Below are 16,303 nucleotides of genomic sequence, written 5' to 3'. Positions count from 1 at the left end.
GATCGGTTCAACTATCAATCTGTGGGGTAAAGCTTCCACAGATTGAAGTTTCACTGTATCTCGCAGTAAGATTAAAGACTAAAACAGCCACTTTCCTGTGGCAACGTCTTTATGACCCACTTTCTGTGGGGCTAAAAATCGGGCGCAAATACGCTATGGCGTATTTGATGTTAAGAAATAAGGAAGTGATCAAATGCCTGAATTACCAGAAGTTGAAACAGTTAGACGAACGTTAACTCAGCTTGTAAATGGAAAAACGATTAATCACGTGAAGGTGCTATGGCCTAAAATAATCAAAAAACCAGAAGAACCAGAACAATTTTGTGACGCTCTTCGTGGTCAAACCATTCATGATGTGGGGCGAAGAGGGAAGTTTTTGAAATTTATATTAGATGATTATGTGATGATTTCGCATTTACGCATGGAGGGCAGATATGGTCTCTATGATAAAGACGAGCCATACGATAAACATACCCATGTTTTATTTACTTTTACAGATGGAACTGAGCTTCGCTATCGGGATGTCCGGAAATTTGGAACGATGCATTTATTTAGCAAAGGGGAAGAAGAAGAGAGTCTTCCCTTATCCCAATTAGGACCTGAGCCATTTTCCAAAGAATTTACACTTAAATATTTAGAGGAAAAGCTAACAAAAACCAATCGGAAGATTAAAGTTGCACTACTTGACCAAACAAATGTTGTTGGGCTTGGGAATATTTATGTGGATGAGGCTTTATTTAGAGCGGGGATATATCCTGAACGCGAAGCAAATTCCCTGACTAAGAAGGAAATGAAGAAACTCCACCATGAAATCATTCAAACATTAAATGAAGCTGTTGAAAAAGGTGGAAGCACAATCCGATCCTATGTGAACACACAAGGTGAAATCGGGATGTTCCAATTGCAGTTATTTGTTTATGGTCAAAACGGAAAAGTATGTCAAAGATGCGGAACAGAAATACAAAAAACAGTCGTGGGCGGAAGGGGCACCCACTACTGCCCAAAATGCCAAAAGAATAAAACGAAACGAAAAAATGAGTAACGGTTAAATCAGAGAAATCCGATGCGTCATTTTCCTTCTCCGCGGACATTTCACATGAAATGGGCTCTCTCCATATACTATCTTAGCAATCGATAGGAAGGAGATTCTTTGAGATGTCCCAGTTCGCATCACTCATTTTATTAGCATTTGCAGTTAGCTTAGATAGTTTTAGTGTTGGTTTCACATATGGTATGAGAAAAATGAAAATACCATTCAGGTCAATCATAACAATAGCCTGCTGTTCAGCTGTAACCATGGCGGCTGCTATGGGGCTAGGTAAATCAATTGCCCTCTTTGTTTCACCAGAAATGGCGGACCGGCTAGGCGGTATCGTACTCGTAATTATTGGTGCCTGGGTATTGTTTCAGTTTTTTCGTCCATCATCCCAAACAGCAGAACAGAACGAAGAAAAGCTATTAGTGAAGGTTGAAATAAAATCACTTGGACTTGTTATCAATATTTTAAAGAAGCCCATGGTTGCCGACCTTGACAAATCAGGAACCATTACCGGTCTTGAAGCATTTTTACTAGGTCTTGCCCTTTCGCTTGATGCTTTTGGTGCAGGAATTGGTGCTGCTTTATTAGGCTTTTCTCCGTGGGTAATGGCTTTGTTGGTAGCCGTGATGAGCTCCCTTTTTGTTTATACAGGTATGAAAAGTGGTTCTGTTTTTTCAAAGAATCGATGGATACAGAAATTTTCATTTTTGCCAGGAATCCTATTGATTTTAATTGGAATCTGGAAATTCTAAAAAACAGCAGAGGAGATAAAATACGTGACATTAACAATCGGATTAACAGGTGGAATCGCCAGTGGAAAAAGTACAGTATCACAGATGTTTAAAGAAGCAGGAATTGTTGTAATTGATGCCGACGTTATTGCACGTAAAGTTGTTGAGATTGGCGAAGAAGCATACGAACAAATTGTTCAATCATTTGGCGAAGACATATTATTACCAGATAAGACGATTAATCGTCCGAAGTTAGGTTCGATAGTCTTTTTCAGTGAGGACAAACGACTTTTATTGAATTCAATTGTTCATCCAGCTGTTCGGAAACAAATGCTGAAGGAAAAAGAAGAGCATATGATGAACGGTGAGGAAACAGTTGTATTAGATATCCCATTGTTATTTGAAAGTAAATTAACCTCCTTAGTCGATAAAACCCTCCTTGTTTATGTTGATTATGAGAAACAGTTATCACGTCTTATGAATCGCAATAGTCTTACCAAGGAAGAGGCAGAGGCTAGGATTCAATCACAAATGCCGCTTAAGGACAAAATTCAACTTGCAGATGCTGTGATTGATAATAATGGCACAATTGAGGCTACGAAGGATCAGTTTCGTGTTATTTGTAAACAATGGGGTATTCAAATTAAAGTTTCATAACATAACAAAGGTGTCTCAAACGGCTGGGATGCCTTTTTCTATGCTTATCCATAGACAATGAGCATTCAGAAGTTGTATAAATAACCATTTTTATAAAAAATCAGAATAAAAATGTTACATATCTAATCTAATGTGTTATACTAATCATGAAAGTTTCGGTTAAATTGTATAACATATATCCTGGAGGGGTTGTAATGAAGCCAAGAATCGCAATTAATGGATTTGGCCGTATTGGTAGAATGGTATTTAGAAATGCAATCATGGATGATTCATTAGAAATAGTTGCAATCAATGCAAGCTACCCTGCTGAAACACTGTCACATCTCATAAAATATGATACAAATCACGGAAAGTTCAATGCGGAGGTCATTCCTGGGGATGACTCATTGTTGGTAAATGGAAAGCGTGTACAACTTCTAAGCTCCCGTGATCCTTTAGAGCTTCCTTGGAAAAGTTTGAATATAGATATTGTGATTGAGGCAACAGGAAAGTTTAACTCAAAGGAAAAGGCAAACTTACATTTACAAGCTGGTGCGAAAAAGGTTATCTTAACAGCACCTGGTAAGAATGAAGACATTACAATCGTTATGGGTGTTAACGAAGATAAATATGATCATGAAAATCATTTGATTATTTCAAATGCATCCTGTACAACAAATTGCTTAGCGCCAGTTGTGAAGGTGCTTAATGAACAGTTCGGAATTGTAAACGGTTTAATGACAACCGTTCACGCGTATACAAATGATCAAAAAAATATAGATAATCCACATAAAGATTTGCGAAGAGCAAGGGCTTGTGCACAATCCATTATTCCGACCTCAACTGGAGCGGCAAAAGCATTATCACTTGTGTTGCCAGAACTAAAAGGAAAATTGCATGGAATGGCGCTTCGAGTTCCAACTCCAAATGTGTCGTTAGTTGATTTAGTTGTAGATGTCGAGCGAGATGTTACAGTTGAAGAAATAAACGAAGCCTTTATTACTGCTTCTGTGGGAGCATTAAAAGGGGTTTTGGATTTTACAACTGAACCGCTAGTTTCTATTGATTTCAATACAAATCCACATTCATCCATTATTGATGGCTTATCTACGATGGTCATCGGAGATCGAAAGGTAAAGGTATTAGCTTGGTACGATAATGAATGGGGTTATTCTTGTAGAGTTGTAGATTTAGCAAAATATGTAGGCACAAAAATCATCCAAAAAACAGAAGCCAGAGTAGGCTAATTAAGAAAATAAAGAAAACCTTCCCAATTACGGGAAGGTTTTTATTTTTTATTTAATAACTGTTGCTAAAAGTATATAAACAAAGTATACTAAATTTCGTGAACTTCTTAAAAGCTTATGCTTTTGTAACTACTTAAAGGGTTAGGACCTCTCTGGACTAACTTTCCCCCGTGGTAGTTATGCTCATGCTTTACGCGAAGAACTCACCCGAAATTATTGTAAGAGGGGGAACAACTTAATTATGGAAACAATGGGTCGTCATGTGATCTCTGAATTATGGGGTTGCGATTTTGAAAAATTAAATGACATACAAGGTATTGAAGAAACGTTTGTTCAGGCAGCACTTAAATCAGGTGCGGAAATTCGTGAAGTAGCATTTCACAAATTTGCTCCACAGGGAGTTAGCGGAGTTGTGATCATTTCGGAATCACATTTAACAATTCACAGTTTTCCTGAACATGGATATGCAAGTATTGACGTTTACACTTGTGGGGATTTAGATCCTAATATTGCCGCAGACTATATTGCTGAGGCACTTGGTGCACAAACGCGTGAGAATATTGAACTCCCACGTGGCATGGGTCCGGTGCAAATAAAGCCAGCACAAGTTAAAGTACTTTAAAAATAAATATGAATCATCTAAAATAGTAAGAGGTGTAATTAACTACACCTCTTTTTTTACATTTATAACTGCAATATTTATAATATAGATTTTATAAGGAGTGGCAAATATGGGATTGCAAGCGTTTTTTTCTAATCACAGTGAAACAAGAGACAAACATTCGGACGAGCTTTTAAAAAGTCATTATTATAAAACAACAAATAAAAAAGCAATCGAAGCAGTAAAAAAGGTTATTCATAATTTAGATGGCTACCATCTCAACTCTGTATCAGAAGAACGAGGAGAAATAAGTATCTCAATCAAAAAAGGAAGAAAAGCCTTTGTTGTAGCAACAGTCGTTTCCGTTAGACCATTTGAAACAGCCATTGACTTTGCAGTAACGACAGAAACACTTCTGTTACCGATTGATTTTGGCTATAGCCGAAAGGTAATCTTGAATTTGTATCAACACTTAGATAAAGAACTGCCGCTAATTGGAAAGGGCGAATTGTAACAACAGAAATTTCCTGAGTAAAAACCCTTGTCCTACAAAAATCTTTCTTATAAGATGAATACATAGAAATCTCCTCGGAAGGGAGTTGTTACCATTGAGATGCCCTACTTGTCACCATAATGGAACAAGAGTTTTGGATTCACGTCCTGTTGATGATAGTCGATCCATCCGCAGAAGACGTGAATGTGAAAAATGCCAATACCGTTTTACGACATTTGAAAAAGTAGAGGAAATACCTTTAATTGTAGTTAAAAAAGAAGGAACGCGTGAGGAATTTAGCCGGGAAAAGATGCTCCGTGGGCTAATTAAAGCATGTGAAAAACGTCCGGTTTCTTTAAAACAATTAGAGGATATCACCCACGAAGTTGAAAAGGAATTGAGAAGTCAAGGGATTGCAGAAGTAAAAAGCGATATGATTGGTGAGTATGTCATGAATCATCTGGCAAAAGTGGATGAAGTGGCATATGTTCGCTTTGCATCCGTATACCGTCAATTTAAAGATATAAATGTATTTATTGATGAATTAAAGGAATTAATTAAACGGGAACGTTAAGGGCTTAAGAACTTTTAAGCTCTTTTTTTCACTATAATAAAGAGAAATGGAAGGCCTTGATGAAATGGAGCATTGGAAGGAAATAGTACCAGTTGATCGCTATATCGTTCATGCTGCAGACCTTTTGCATGACTATGATCGGAAAATTGTCTCATTGCTATACCAGCCTCTAATTGGCATGAAAGCCTTCAGTCTTTATATGACCCTGTGGAGTGAATTGGAGCAAAACCGACTTTGGAGTGATGAAAGTACCCATTATACATTAATGGCGCTACTTCAAACAAATCTTGAGGAAATTTATCAAGAACGATTAAAGCTTGAAGGCATTGGCCTATTAAAAACATTTGTAAAGACTGATGAAGATTCAAGAAGTTTTATCTATGAACTTCAAGCACCCCTTTCGCCGAGAGCTTTTTTTACGGATGGTGTTCTTAACGTTTACTTATATAACAGGCTTGGTAAGAGTAAATTTTTTAAACTAAAGCAGTTCTTTTCAGATAATGAAATAGATTTAGATTCGTACAAACCCATTACAAAGGCGTTTAGTGAAGTATTTGAATCCGTTAAAGTTTCAAAAATGATTTCAACCATTAGTGATGAAATGAATCATAATCTTGAACAGGATGAAAATACAGAATTCATGGATCGAAATGAAGATAAAAAGCTTTTAATTGAAAATGATAACTTTAATTTTGATTTATTCTTTGCAGGTATTTCCGAAGTAATGATACCAAAAAAATCGATTACCCCTCGGGTAAAAGAGGCGATCACAAAGCTTTCCTTCCTTTACGGAATTGATCCGATTGAAATGCAAGGGATTGTTATGAGCGCTCTAGACCCAAACGAAAAAATTGATATTGAAAAGTTAAGAAAAGCCTCACGAGATTGGTATCAATTTGAAACGGGAAATGAATTACCTACGCTGACGGAAAAAATCCAACCATTAACAAATCAAACGATGATCAATAAAGTTCCCCAAACAAAGGAAGAGGAATTAATACAAAAGCTTGAAAGAATTTCTCCGAAAGAGTTTCTAATTGATGTTTCTGGGGGAGCGCAGCCGTCTGTCTCAGAATTAAAAATCATCGAAGAAGTCATGTTCCGACAAAACCTTCTTCCAGGTGTTGTGAATGTACTGTTATATTATGTCATGTTAAAATCAGATATGAGGCTAACAAAGTCCTATATTGAAACCATTGCGAGCAACTGGGCACGTTTGAATATTAAGACAGTAAAAGAGGCCATGGAGACGGCTAAAAAGCATAATTGGACCGCTGATAAAAAGACAAATAAATATAAAAGACAACCAATTCGCAAAGAACTGTTGCCTGATTGGTTAAAGCAAGAAGAAGGAACACAAGCAGAAGCGCCTAAACAGGAAGAAACACATGATCCATCGTTTGAGGACAAGAAGCGTTTATTTGAGGAAAGACTGAAAAAAAACAAATAGGATGGGGGTGAGGATATGAAACCGATTCAGGACTCTTTTAAAAAACTATCTAATAACACTGGATTTCAGCAGCGATATGAACAAATCAAGCATGAAGTATTAAATCACCCAGAGGTAAGGAATTTTATAAATGTCCATCAAGATGAAATAACGAATGATACAATCAATAGAAGTCTTGGGAAGTTGTACGAGTATATTAATCAAAGCAAGGAATGTAGTAAATGTGAAACCCTTGAGGCATGTAAAAACATGCTACAGGGATATCATCCTCAACTCGAACTTAAAGGAAATATAATCGATTTAAGCTATGAAAGATGTCCAAAAAAGGTTATGTATGATGAACAGGTTAAATATAAGTCATTAATTAAAAGCATGTATGTTCCAAAGGATATTCTTGATGCATCTCTTGAATCTCTTGATTTTGATGAAGGGCGTTCAGATGCCATTTTATTAATTCAGGAATTTCTTGACCACTATGAACCAGGCAAAAGAATGCAAGGACTATATTTATACGGTTCATTTGGAATTGGGAAAACCTATTTTTTAGGGGCGCTTGCAAATGGTTTGGCACTAAAAAAGGTAGCATCCATGCTCGTCTATGTACCGGAATTTATGAGAGAATTAAAGGGTTCCCTACAAGACCAATCGATCAACTCTAAAATCGATGCAGTTAAAAAGGTTCCAGTTTTAATGCTTGATGATATCGGAGCAGAATCGATGTCAAGTTGGATGCGCGATGATATTCTTGGAAGTATTCTCCAATATCGAATGCTTGAAAACCTACCTACTTTCTTCACTTCAAATTTTGATTTCAAAGGACTTGAACACCACTTATCCTATACGCAACGTGGTGAAGAGGAAAAGGTAAAAGCAGCGAGAATTATGGAACGAATTAAATATTTAGCGAAACCCGTCGAACTAAAAGGGAAAAACCGTCGCTATTAAGTAAAATAGCTATCTCTAAATGGGATAGCTATTTTTTTATTCTAAAGTTGTCCCATTAGCCATATACATGTAACAGGGTAATGGTATTGGCTATTAGGGGGGGACTAGCTTGATTGAAATGCATTTTCAAGAAACAACAGATGCACAAAAAATGTATAAGGGCTTACTAAGAAAGGTAGAAGCTCTTTCTATAGATTACATAGAGGTTGTACATGAAGAAGAAAATGTAGTGTCGGTGTTCGCATCAGAAAAAACACAATATGTTGTACAGGTCGTGATCATTCCGGTTATGACCGAATTTATCATCAAAAATAAAGAAGATCATTGGATTCTTGATTATATCGAAAATGTATTTTACTTTACTGACTACGAAGAGAAAAAACAAATATTAGAAATTGCAAAAGCGTTAATGGATGGGAATAATCCTGATATCCCTGCTGTGCAGGATGTCGTTCCACGGGAACAATTGGTAGCTGAAGCACTTCACGATTTCCTACAGGTTCCTATTTCTTTTTCATTTGAATCTTTTTTAAAGTTTCGTATGCGCTCGTATAATGAGGCATTATTACAAATTGTGGAGTCGGCTATTGACGAATACAAACTTGAGCAAGAGTATCAAACGTTTATCCAAGGATTGCGAGAATTTCGGGAAAAGCGGGAACCAAAGCTTGAACAATTACATATTTTACATGATGAGCAATTTTATTTTTATAATGATACATTTACTGAAATTAAGCGAGATGAGCTTTTTAAATTTATCGATCGAAAATTAATTTTGCATCAGCCGATGTACATTGATTCTGCCGTCTTGGCACCATTAGTATCAATTGCACCAAGATCTATATCCATTTACACGGATCAGATTGATAATGGAATGATCCAAACCATTCACAATATATTTTTAGAGAATGTCACGATTTACACAAAGAAATCCTTTGAAAATAGACGTCTGAGAGCAAAAAAAATATAAAATATGTGAAGTGCCCTTGATTTAACTTTTAAATAAGACTATAATACACACATATTGCAAATCATACATTTATAATTTTAAAAGTTATGATGAGGACACGATGGTATAATTACGGTTTTCAGAGAGGGAAGACGAGGCTGAGAGCTTCCTAACACGAATGTACTATTACCACCTCTAAACTTCAGTAGTGAACCTTTGGTAAGCAAAGCTGTAATTACTGACGGGAAACCGTTATTTATTTCTTGAGCCATGAAAGATCAACGGAAAGTCGTTTGTCTGACATGGGAACAAGGGTGGAACCACGATACATATACTCGTCCCTTTTTTAGGGACGGGTATTTTTTATTTGGCTGTTTTCGTAAATTTTGTTGTTTTTGGATATGATTGTGCGAAGGTAAATAGTAATTGTTCGCCTTCCTGTGATTTCGGCGGATGGTACGAGACTCCTGCGGGAATAGCGAGCCAAGCGAGACCCCGCAGTGAAGCGAGGAGGCTTGCGGATCGCCCGCGGAAAGCGAGTACCAGAAGCGAAATCACCCTATGTTTTAATAGCAACAATCTTTAAGAAATGAGCCTATAACTTTTATTAAGAAAAAGGAGTTGAAAACTGATGTCAGATGTAGTAAAAATTACATTTCCAGACGGAGCAGTGAAGGAGTTTCCTAAAGGAACAACAACAGAAGAAATTGCTGGCTCGATCAGCCCAGGACTAAAGAAAAAATCAATTGCCGGTAAATTTAACGGCAAGGAAATTGATTTGCGAACTGAAATCCATGAAGATGGTGAAATAGCAATTATTACCCAAGATACTGATGCAGCATTAGAAATCATGCGACACAGTACAGCTCACTTAATGGCTCAAGCAATTAAGCGTCTATACAAAGACGTTAAGCTTGGTGTGGGACCTGTTATTGAAAATGGCTTCTACTATGATATTGATATGGAAAAGTCATTAACACCTGAAGATCTACCTGAAATTGAAAAAGAAATGAAAAAAATTGTAAATGAAAATCTTGAAATTCACCGTGTTGAGGTTTCAAGAGATGAAGCGATTCGTCGATACGAAGAGATTGGTGACGAGCTTAAGCTTGAGCTAATTCAAGATATTCCAGAAGGAGAACCTTTATCCATTTACGAGCAAGGCGAATTCTTTGACCTTTGCCGTGGTGTCCATGTTCCTTCAACAGGAAAAGTAAAAGAATTCAAGCTATTAAGCATTGCTGGTGCATACTGGCGTGGGGATAGCGACAACAAGATGCTTCAACGAATTTATGGGACTGCATTCTTCAAAAAAGCAGACCTCGAAGAACATCTTCATTTCCTTGAAGAAGCCAAGGAACGTGACCATCGAAAATTAGGTAAAGAACTAAGCCTCTTTACAAACTCACAAAAAGTTGGTCAAGGCTTGCCATTATGGCTTCCAAAAGGCGCAACTATTCGTCGTGTGATCGAACGATATATTGTGGATAAAGAAGTAAGACTAGGCTATGACCATGTGTATACACCTGTTCTTGCAAATGTTGAGCTATATAAAACTTCAGGTCACTGGGATCATTATCAAGATGACATGTTCCCTGTAATGGAAATGGATAATGAAGAGCTTGTGCTTCGTCCAATGAACTGCCCGCATCACATGATGATCTATAAAAATGGAATTCACAGTTATCGTAAGCTCCCAATCCGTATTGCTGAATTAGGAACTATGCATCGTTATGAGATGAGTGGAGCATTATCTGGTCTACAACGTGTTAGAGGGATGACTCTAAATGATGCTCATATCTTCGTTCGTCCAGACCAAATTCAAGAAGAATTTAAACGCGTTGTTAATCTAATCTTAGAGGTATATAAAGACTTTGATATTAAAGACTACAGCTTCCGTCTTTCTTATCGCGACCCAGCTGATACTGAAAAATACTTCGATGATGATGCGATGTGGGAAAAAGCACAATCCATGTTAAAAGGTGCAATGGATGACCTTGGCCTTGATTATTTTGAGGCAGAGGGTGAAGCGGCATTCTATGGTCCTAAGCTTGATGTTCAAGTTCGGACAGCACTTGGAAAAGATGAAACACTTTCAACTGTTCAGCTTGATTTCTTATTACCAGAACGCTTTGATTTAACTTATATCGGTGAAGATGGAAAGCAACATCGTCCAGTCGTCATTCACCGTGGTGTTGTATCAACAATGGAACGCTTTGTTGCTTATTTAATTGAAGAATACAAAGGCGCATTTCCAACTTGGTTAGCACCTGTTCAGGTTCAAGTAATACCAGTATCTCCAGACGTTCATTTAGACTATGCGAAGAGTGTTCAAGAAAAGCTCCAGGCAGAAGGCTTACGTGTAGAAATAGATGATCGTGATGAAAAGATTGGCTATAAAATTCGTGAAGCCCAGATGCAAAAAGTTCCATTTATGCTTGTTGTAGGAGACAATGAAATGGGCGAAAATGCAGTAAACGTACGGAAGTATGGCGAGCAGAAATCAGAGACTTTATCCTTTGATACTTTCCTTGCAAATATTTTACAGGAAGTAAAAAAGTAAAAAGTTCTTGTCAAAGATAAAAGTGCATGCTAGAATAAATTTCGTTGTGTTATTCTAGTCATGCACCGTTTGACAGAGATCATCATAGATGTTATACTTTTAAAGGTAATTGAATACTTGTTTGAGAAAGTAGAAGCACCCGCTTCTCACCTGATTGACGCAAATTGCAGTTGGTAGGTCTTACGTTCATTAATCATTAATGTGTAAATGAATTGTAATAGTGTGGGTGTGCATACATTCACACTTTTTTATTTGTCTCAAATCTGTAAAATGCGCAAGATTTCAAACGAGGCATTCTTTAAAAAACCTTGGAGGTGGCTAATTATTAGCAAAGACATGATGGTAAACGAAGGCATTCGTGCCCGTGAGGTTCGTTTGATTGGTCAAAATGGTGATCAGCTAGGAATTAAATCCAAAAGTGAAGCATTAGAAATCGCTGCTAGAGCAAATCTTGATCTTGTATTGGTTGCCCCAAATGCGAAACCACCTGTATGTCGTATTATGGACTACGGTAAATTCCGTTTTGAGCAACAGAAGAAGGAAAAAGAAGCTCGTAAAAATCAAAAGGTTATTAACATCAAGGAAGTTAGACTTAGTCCGACAATTGATGAGCATGATTTTAATACAAAGCTTCGCAATGCAATCAAATTCCTTGAAAAAGGTGACAAAGTTAAAGCATCTATTCGCTTTAAAGGCCGTGCGATTACACATAAAGAAATCGGTCAACGTGTTTTAGATCGTTTTTCTAAAGCTTGTGCTGAAGTTGCTACTATTGAATCACATCCAAAAATGGATGGAAGAAGCATGTTTTTAGTACTAGCACCTAAAACTGAAAAGTAATGAAACGAGGAGGAACTCCCTATGCCAAAAATGAAAACACACCGTGGATCTGCAAAGCGTTTTAAGAAAACAGGATCTGGTAAACTTAAACGTTCACATGCATATACAAGCCACTTATTCGGAAATAAATCACAAAAGCAAAAGCGTAAGCTTCGTAAAGCTTCACTAGTAAGCAAAGGCGATTTCAAACGTATTCGCCACATGTTAGACAACATTAAATAATCGTTGATTGATTGATATAGATTCTAGGAGGGAAACAAAATGCCAAGAGTAAAAGGCGGAACTGTTACACGCAAACGTCGTAAAAAGGTATTAAAATTAGCTAAAGGTTATTTCGGTTCAAAACACACTTTATATAAAGTTGCAAACCAACAAGTAATGAAATCATTAATGTATGCTTATCGTGACCGTCGTCAAAAGAAACGCGACTTCCGTAAGCTATGGATTACTCGTATCAACGCAGCTGCTCGTATGAACGGTCTTTCTTACAGCCGTTTAATGCACGGACTTAAAGTAGCTGGTATCGAAGTAAACCGTAAAATGCTTGCTGACCTAGCTGTTAGCGACGAAAAAGCATTCGCAGAATTAGCAACTGTAGCTAAAAACAACCTAAAATAAAAAAGCGGAAGCGACTTGACCAGAAATTAGGAAACTGGCCGACTAAAATCGCCACGTCCTGTGGCAACGTCGGCACTAGCACTTCCTGTGCGTCGAAGACTTCGACTAAGAGGCGTATTTTGCCTCTACCGGAGGAGTTGAAATTTCACGAATTTCTAGTCGCTGAAGCTAGACTACAAATAAGTCTAGGTAAAAAGGTTACTCCCATTGTAAAATGAGAGTAACCTTTTTTGTTAGTTCGTCACATTAAGCTAAAAACCATAGAAGTGAAATAACGACCATAGAATCAAAATAACGACCATAAAATCGAAATATCGACCACAGAAAGAAAATAAAAACCATATGCCGCATTTTTGCGCGCTGTAAAAGGTGGATAAACAATGTACGCAATTTTAATCATTTACATCATCCTTAACATATACGGTTTCCTACTCATGTACATCGACAAAAACAGAGCTAAAACCAACAAATGGCGCATCTCTGAAAAACATATTTGGATTATCTCCATCTTAGGTGGAGCACTTGGAACGACTTTTGGTATGAGGAAGTTTCGGCATAAGACGAAGCATAAGCAATTTGTCATCCTTCTCCCTATTCTTACATTACTTTCTATAGCCATATATGTTTATATTTTAGTTAACTTGTCATAACAACTTGTACGAATGTATATGCTTAAATAGCACTTTTCATAGAAACTTACGGAAGAGGTGAGTTGTACATTTGGATGATACAATGACACTGCTATTCGTTTTTATTGAGTCTACTGGTCTACTTGCACCTATCATTTTTATTGGAATCCATCTGATTCGTCCTTTCTTTTTCATACCAGTACCTGTTGTATGTATTGTCGGGGGGATTTTATTCGGATCCGTTTTTGGCACAATCTATTCCATAGTAGGATTATCATTTCTCAGCATACTTTTTTATTTCTTATATCGACAGGTTCCAAGATTGTCGAAAAAAATTAATACACTCAAGCAAAAATGGTTAGGTGACAAAGTGAATTTTACCGTTGGGCAAATTGCAATCTTACGTCTTATTCCTTTCATTAATTTTCATCTTTTATCATTATGTATTTTGGATGTTACAAGAAATTTTCGAGAATATGCCAAAGCCTCCTTTTATACAAATATCCCAGTAGCCCTTCTTTACACTGTTTTCGGTCAATTTATCCGTGAGTTCTCTACAACCGTAATTCTTGCGATACTCCTTGCACTTACTCTTTTATTCTATCTATTACGAGAAAGGCAAGTTATTATCAAATGGCATGAGTTTTTTAATCCTAAAGCAGGTAGGTCTTATCAATAAAAAAACAGTCGTGTGCTTAACGCTCACGACTGTTCTCCTTTATCAGTTCTTTTATTGGACTTTTCCAATCAATTTTTGCATGTGGATAATTTTCATTAATTCTACGCTCAATGTATTGGAAATCCGTATAGGTTAATCCCTTCAGATTGTCCGTTTTGGCCCAGACAAAGATGGACACAACCTCAAATGATTTTTTTGTAGAACCTAAATATTTTTCCCCTTCAAATAATACTCCCTTATACGTTAATAAAAAGTTTTTATGGACATTTGCCAGGTCATCAAGCCAGAAGAATTCATTTTTTTCTTGAGCGATCTCAAGCTTCCTCTTTGGATTTAATACGTACTTAAAAATCCGATATAATAAAAAGATGATTAGAAGTAAGATGACAAAACGAATAAGTATGACAAACATAAGAGGACTCCCTCCATTTTCAATCTGCCAACATATACGAATAACCCATACAAAAGGTTTCAAGTTATTTTAAATTTGTTATAATTTTTTTCTAGAGGAGGATTTTCGTATGACATACAACTTAAAAGTAATGCTACTTAATGAGGATGCAAGGCTTCCATTGCAAGCAAATCCAGGTGATGCAGGCCTAGATTTATTTTCTGCTGAAGAAAAGGTTATTAAACCAGGGGAAGCTGAATTAATCAAAACAGGAATCAAAATTGAGCTACCACCAGGAACAGAAGCACAAGTGAGACCAAGAAGTGGACTTGCACTCAAACACTCCGTTACGGTTTTAAATAGTCCAGGAACCATTGACGAAGGCTATCGAGGAGAAATTGCTGTCATTTTAATTAATCATGGAAAAAATGATTTTGTAGTGGAAAAACAGATGCGGATAGCACAAATGGTCATTGCTGAAGTAGCTCAAGTACACTTACTACAGGTTGAGGAAGTGGCAGCCTCTGAAAGAGGAGAAGGCGGATTCGGTTCGAGTGGGACCAAATAATAAGGAACCAAAATTGCTTAATTACCACTATTTTCTGTATAATGAAATAGTCAAATTAACGAAAGTTAGGTGATTTACGAATGACAAAGCTTGATGAAACTTTAACGATGCTAAAAGATCTTACCGACGCAAAAGGGATTCCTGGTAACGAACGAGAGCCTCGTGAAGTCATGAAAAAATACATAACTCCCTATTCAAATGAACTTTCTTATGATGGACTAGGAAGTTTAATTGCTAAAAAAGAAGGCAACCCAAACGGCCCAAAAATTATGATTTCAGGGCATTTAGATGAAGTTGGCTTCATGGTAACACAGATTGATGAAAAAGGATTTTTACGTTTCCAAACCGTTGGTGGCTGGTGGTCACAGGTTATGCTTGCACAACGAGTAACCGTTGTCACAAGTAAAGGGGATATTACAGGTGTAATTGGTTCAAAACCGCCACATATCTTATCTGCTGACGCACGTAAGAAGCCTGTTGAAATCAAAGATATGTTTATTGATATTGGTGCAGCAAGTAGGGAGCAAGCTCTTGAATTTGGGGTAAAACCAGGAGACCAAGTTGTTCCATATTTCGAATTTACAGTGATGAATAATGAAAAAATGCTACTGGCCAAAGCATGGGATAACCGAATTGGCTGTGCCATTGCGATCGATGTTTTAAAATATTTAAAGAACGAAGAACATCCAAACATTGTATATGGAGTTGGTTCGGTTCAAGAGGAAGTGGGTCTTCGTGGTGCAAAAACAGCAGCAACGATGATCAAGCCAGATATTGCAATTGCCGTTGATGTCGGAATTGCCGGTGACACACCTGGAATTTCGGAAAAAGAAGCAATGAGTAAAATGGGTGAAGGTCCTCAAATCATTTTATATGATGCTTCCATGGTTTCACACAAGGGCTTACGTGATTTTGTTGTTGGAGTTGCGGATGAACTTAGCATCCCTTATCAATTTGATGCAATTGCTGGTGGTGGAACAGATGCAGGATCAATCCACATTTCACTTGAAGGTGTCCCAGCATTAGCGATTACAATCGCAACACGCTATATTCATTCACATGCCGGTATTCTTCACCGTGATGATTATGAAAATGCAGTAAAACTTATTGCAGAAGTGATTAAACGTCTAGACCAAGAAACAGTTAACAAAATAAAATTTGATTGATAATAAAAAGCCGATGATTTTTGTCATCGGTTTCAGAGAGTAGACAAAGTCAATACTGACTTTGTCTACTCAAATTTTTCACTAGATATTTAGATATAACTAACTATCTACAGACTGTCTTGAAAACGCTTGTCAGACAAGGCGCGCCGCCGATCGAAGACGCGAATAGAAGTTGCCTTCATGA

General features: G+C 37.1%; 19 protein-coding genes and 1 other annotated feature. Of the genes, 18 read left to right on the top strand and 1 reads right to left on the bottom strand.

The features are described 5' to 3' along the window. Nucleotides 1-193 precede the first annotated feature (193 nt). The 16 genes from mutM (at nt 194) to RGU12_RS16865 (ending at nt 13,994) form a co-directional block, all read left to right on the top strand. Nucleotides 194-1,042: a DNA-formamidopyrimidine glycosylase gene (gene mutM, locus RGU12_RS16940; RefSeq protein ID WP_309537104.1), complete on the top strand. Its 849-nt coding sequence runs from the start codon at nt 194-196 to the stop codon at nt 1,040-1,042. Between the two features lie 113 nt (nt 1,043-1,155). After that, on the top strand, nt 1,156-1,791 hold the full coding sequence (ytaF, locus tag RGU12_RS16935; protein WP_309537103.1) for a sporulation membrane protein YtaF: 636 nt from the start codon (nt 1,156-1,158) through the stop codon (nt 1,789-1,791). Between the two features lie 24 nt (nt 1,792-1,815). After that, nucleotides 1,816-2,427 (top strand): dephospho-CoA kinase, encoded by a 612-nt coding sequence (gene coaE, locus RGU12_RS16930; RefSeq protein ID WP_309537102.1) that lies wholly within the window; start codon nt 1,816-1,818, stop codon nt 2,425-2,427. A 194-nt stretch (nt 2,428-2,621) separates the two neighbouring features. After that, nucleotides 2,622-3,653 carry a glyceraldehyde-3-phosphate dehydrogenase gene (locus tag RGU12_RS16925; RefSeq protein ID WP_309537101.1) on the top strand — a complete coding sequence of 344 codons (1,032 nt, stop codon included), beginning with the start codon at nt 2,622-2,624 and terminating at the stop codon, nt 3,651-3,653. Nucleotides 3,654-3,894: 241 nt separating this feature from the next. After that, complete coding sequence (gene speD / locus RGU12_RS16920; protein ID WP_116351724.1) at nt 3,895-4,275, top strand: adenosylmethionine decarboxylase; 381 nt, start codon at nt 3,895-3,897, stop codon at nt 4,273-4,275. Between the two features lie 109 nt (nt 4,276-4,384). Then, entirely contained in the window at nt 4,385-4,768 is a 384-nt protein-coding gene (locus RGU12_RS16915) for a cytosolic protein (protein ID WP_116351723.1), read from the top strand. Nucleotides 4,769-4,862: 94 nt separating this feature from the next. Continuing rightward, complete coding sequence (nrdR, locus tag RGU12_RS16910; RefSeq protein WP_309537100.1) at nt 4,863-5,321, top strand: transcriptional regulator NrdR; 459 nt, start codon at nt 4,863-4,865, stop codon at nt 5,319-5,321. Between the two features lie 64 nt (nt 5,322-5,385). Further along, the gene (locus RGU12_RS16905; protein ID WP_309537099.1) at nt 5,386-6,771 is read left to right on the top strand and encodes a replication initiation and membrane attachment family protein; all 1,386 of its coding nucleotides are present in this window, start codon (nt 5,386-5,388) and stop codon (nt 6,769-6,771) included. A 15-nt stretch (nt 6,772-6,786) separates the two neighbouring features. Further along, nucleotides 6,787-7,716: a primosomal protein DnaI gene (gene dnaI / locus RGU12_RS16900; RefSeq protein WP_309537098.1), complete on the top strand. Its 930-nt coding sequence runs from the start codon at nt 6,787-6,789 to the stop codon at nt 7,714-7,716. 118 nt (nt 7,717-7,834) lie between these two features. Next, the gene (ytxC, locus tag RGU12_RS16895) at nt 7,835-8,686 is read left to right on the top strand and encodes a putative sporulation protein YtxC (RefSeq protein ID WP_309538273.1); all 852 of its coding nucleotides are present in this window, start codon (nt 7,835-7,837) and stop codon (nt 8,684-8,686) included. A 610-nt stretch (nt 8,687-9,296) separates the two neighbouring features. Next, the gene (thrS, locus tag RGU12_RS16890) at nt 9,297-11,228 is read left to right on the top strand and encodes a threonine--tRNA ligase (RefSeq protein WP_309537097.1); all 1,932 of its coding nucleotides are present in this window, start codon (nt 9,297-9,299) and stop codon (nt 11,226-11,228) included. Nucleotides 11,229-11,349: 121 nt separating this feature from the next. Next, nucleotides 11,350-11,484, top strand: a sequence feature (ribosomal protein L20 leader region). Between the two features lie 65 nt (nt 11,485-11,549). After that, a complete protein-coding gene (infC, locus tag RGU12_RS16885; protein ID WP_309538272.1) occupies nt 11,550-12,068 on the top strand; it encodes a translation initiation factor IF-3 in 519 nt (172 codons plus the stop codon). Nucleotides 12,069-12,089: 21 nt separating this feature from the next. Continuing rightward, nucleotides 12,090-12,290: a 50S ribosomal protein L35 gene (rpmI, locus tag RGU12_RS16880; RefSeq protein ID WP_116351718.1), complete on the top strand. Its 201-nt coding sequence runs from the start codon at nt 12,090-12,092 to the stop codon at nt 12,288-12,290. A 39-nt stretch (nt 12,291-12,329) separates the two neighbouring features. Further along, on the top strand, nt 12,330-12,686 hold the full coding sequence (gene rplT / locus RGU12_RS16875) for a 50S ribosomal protein L20 (RefSeq protein WP_010678372.1): 357 nt from the start codon (nt 12,330-12,332) through the stop codon (nt 12,684-12,686). 380 nt (nt 12,687-13,066) lie between these two features. Beyond that, on the top strand, nt 13,067-13,336 hold the full coding sequence (locus tag RGU12_RS16870) for a DUF1294 domain-containing protein (RefSeq protein ID WP_309537096.1): 270 nt from the start codon (nt 13,067-13,069) through the stop codon (nt 13,334-13,336). A gap of 70 nt (nt 13,337-13,406) precedes the next feature. Next, nucleotides 13,407-13,994 carry a TVP38/TMEM64 family protein gene (locus tag RGU12_RS16865; RefSeq protein WP_309537095.1) on the top strand — a complete coding sequence of 196 codons (588 nt, stop codon included), beginning with the start codon at nt 13,407-13,409 and terminating at the stop codon, nt 13,992-13,994. Between the two features lie 16 nt (nt 13,995-14,010). Here the strand turns inward: RGU12_RS16865 and RGU12_RS16860 are convergent, their stop codons facing one another. Next, a complete protein-coding gene (locus RGU12_RS16860; protein WP_309537094.1) occupies nt 14,011-14,406 on the bottom strand; it encodes a sigma-w pathway protein ysdB in 396 nt (131 codons plus the stop codon). 109 nt (nt 14,407-14,515) lie between these two features. Here RGU12_RS16860 and dut point away from each other — a divergent pair, with 109 nt between their 5' ends. Together dut and RGU12_RS16850 are read left to right on the top strand one after the other, a co-directional pair. Then, a complete protein-coding gene (gene dut, locus RGU12_RS16855) occupies nt 14,516-14,953 on the top strand; it encodes a dUTP diphosphatase (protein WP_309537093.1) in 438 nt (145 codons plus the stop codon). Nucleotides 14,954-15,033: 80 nt separating this feature from the next. Further along, on the top strand, nt 15,034-16,119 hold the full coding sequence (locus RGU12_RS16850) for a M42 family metallopeptidase (protein WP_309537092.1): 1,086 nt from the start codon (nt 15,034-15,036) through the stop codon (nt 16,117-16,119). Nucleotides 16,120-16,303 lie beyond the last annotated feature (184 nt).

This window comes from Ferdinandcohnia sp. QZ13 (genome assembly GCF_031324165.1).
Taxonomy (GTDB): domain Bacteria; phylum Bacillota; class Bacilli; order Bacillales; family Bacillaceae_L; genus Ferdinandcohnia.
The sequence above is the reverse complement of the archived record's forward strand: the minus strand, read 5'-3'. Positions and strand labels throughout refer to the sequence as shown.